The sequence below is a fragment of the Streptomyces sp. 13-12-16 genome (genome assembly GCF_002114215.1).
GTDB lineage: Bacteria > Actinomycetota > Actinomycetes > Streptomycetales > Streptomycetaceae > Streptomyces.
In genome coordinates this window covers 1-2,115 of the sequence record NZ_NCTE01000798.1, presented here as the reverse complement: position 1 = coordinate 2,115, position 2,115 = coordinate 1, and the positions used below count along the sequence as shown (strand labels likewise).

The 2,115-nt window shown below is 76.1% G+C and carries 2 protein-coding genes and 1 pseudogene; 2 read left to right on the top strand and 1 reads right to left on the bottom strand.

The window, feature by feature from the left end:
• Window positions 1-321 (top strand): annotated as a pseudogene (locus tag B7767_RS29165) (transcriptional regulator); the annotation flags it as partial.
• A gap of 63 nt (window positions 322-384) precedes the next feature.
• Window positions 385-1,332, top strand: coding sequence for a DMT family transporter (locus tag B7767_RS29160; RefSeq protein WP_373408248.1), 948 nt, complete (start codon window positions 385-387; stop codon window positions 1,330-1,332).
• Here the strand turns inward: B7767_RS29160 and B7767_RS29155 are convergent.
• Window positions 1,329-2,115 (bottom strand): zinc-binding dehydrogenase (locus B7767_RS29155; protein WP_085574771.1); only part of this gene is annotated, 787 nt, incomplete at its 5' end. The genes B7767_RS29160 and B7767_RS29155 overlap by 4 nt on opposite strands.

Genomic DNA, 2,115 nt, shown 5'->3' with positions numbered 1-2,115 from the left:
GCCGTCACGGACGCCTTCACCGCGCGGGGACTACTGCTCCAGGAGACCGGGTTCGCGCTCACCGACGCGGGACTGCGCTGGTTCGGTGCGGCGGGCATCGGCCTCGACCGCCGCGGACGGCGCCCACTGGCCCGCGCCTGCCTGGACTGGACGGAACGCCGCCCCCATCTCGCCGGAGTGGCGGGCGCCGCCCTGTGCCGGCACGCCCTGGAGACGGGGTGGTGCGTGCGCATCGGCTCCGAGCGGGCGGTGAAGGTGACGGAGGCGGGCGAACGCGCGCTGTCCGAACTGCTGGGGATCGGCGCGGAAGCCCTCCGCTGACCGGCAGGCCCCCGTCCGAAATCCGCGAGCGCCCCGCCCTGACCTCCTCCTAGCCTCGGGAGCATGATGCACGCCTCCACCCCCCGTTCCGACCGGATGCTCGCGGCCTGCGCCGCCGGTGTCACCGTCGTGCTGTGGGCCTCCGCCTTCGTGTCCATCCGCAGTGCGGGGGCCGCGTACTCACCGGGGGCGCTCGCGCTCGGCCGGCTGCTGGCCGGGGCGCTGACGCTGGGCGTGTTCTGTCTGCTGCGGCGGGAGGGGCTCCCGCCCCGGCCGGCCCTGCGGGGGATCCTGCTCTCCGGGGTGCTCTGGTTCGGGTTCTACATGGTGGCCCTCAACTGGGGCGAGCAGCAGGTCGACGCCGGTACGGCCGCGCTGGTGGTGAACATCGGGCCGGTCCTCATCGCCCTGCTCGGTGCCCGGCTGCTCGGGGACCCGATGCCGCCGAGGCTGCTGGCGGGGATGGCCGTGTCGTTCGCCGGCGCGGTGACCGTGGGGCTGTCGATGTCCGGCGGGGGCGGGTCCTCGGTGCTCGGCGTGGTGCTGTGCCTGCTGGCGGCCGTGGCGTACGCGGCCGGGGTGGTCGCGCAGAAGCCGGCGCTGGGCGCGGCGAGCCCGCTGCAGGTGACGACGTACGGGTGTCTGGTGGGGGCGGTGGCCTGTCTGCCGTTCGCCGGGCAGCTCGTGCGGGAGGCCGCCGACGCGCCGGTCTCCGCCACGCTCAACATGGTCTACCTGGGCGTCTTCCCGACCGCCCTCGCCTTCACCACCTGGGCCTACGCCCTGGCCCGTACGACCGCGAGCCGGATGGGCGCGACCACGTACGCGGTGCCCGCGCTGGTCGTGCTGATGTCGTGGCTGGCGCTCGGCGAGGTGCCGGGCCCGCTCACGCTGGTGGGCGGCGCGCTGTGCCTCGCGGGTGTGGCGGTGTCCCGGTCCCGGTCGAGGGCGGCGGCGCGGGCGGCCGCGGTCCCGGTTCCCCGGGAGGAGGCCGCCCGCGAGCCGCGCTAGAACACCACCAGCGCCCGTCCGCCCTTGCCGGCCAGCATGTTGTCGAAGGCGGCCGGGATGCCGTCCAGGGCGATGTGCCCGGTGACCAGGGCGCCGAGGTCGAGGCGGCCGGCCCGGACGTGTCCGGCGAGGACCGGGAGGTCGCGGGCCGGGTCGGAGTTGCCGTAGACGCAGCCGGAGAGGGTGCGGCCCCAGTGGAAGATCTCCAGGGCGTTGAAGGTGACCTGCTGGTCCTTGCCGCCGATGCCGACGACCGTGGTGCGTCCGCCGCGCCGGGTGGACTCCCAGGCGGTGCGGATGGTGGCCGCTCGGCCGACGCACTCCACGGCCACGTCCACGCCCTCCTTGCCGGTGAGGGCGCGGATCCGCCGGGCGGTGGTGTCGGAGGCGACGAGGTAGTCGGTGGCGCCCGCGGCCCGCGCGAGCTCCTCCTTCTCCGGGGAGACGTCGACCGCGACGATCGTCGACGCTCCCGCGATCCGGGCCGACTGGAGCGCGGCGAGGCCCACTCCCCCGACGCCGAACACCGCGACGCTCTCCCCCGGCCGCACCCGCGCGGAGTGGTGGACGGCGCCGTAGCCGGTGAGCACCGCGCAGCCCAGCAGGGCGGCGTCGGTGAGCGGGACGCCGTCCGGGGCGGGCAGCACGCAGGACGCGGGCACCACCGTCTCCTCGGCGAACGCGGCGACGTTCAGCCCCGGGTACAGGTCGGTGCCGTCGTCGGCGCGGCGGGCGTGCACCTCGGCGGCGCCGGCCAGGGCGCCCGCGCACAGCCAGACCTCG

Coding starts and splice junctions, on each gene's coding strand:
- B7767_RS29160 (WP_373408248.1), top strand. CDS start 385: ATGATGCACGCCTCCACCCCCCGTTCCGACCGGATGCTCGCGGCCTGC.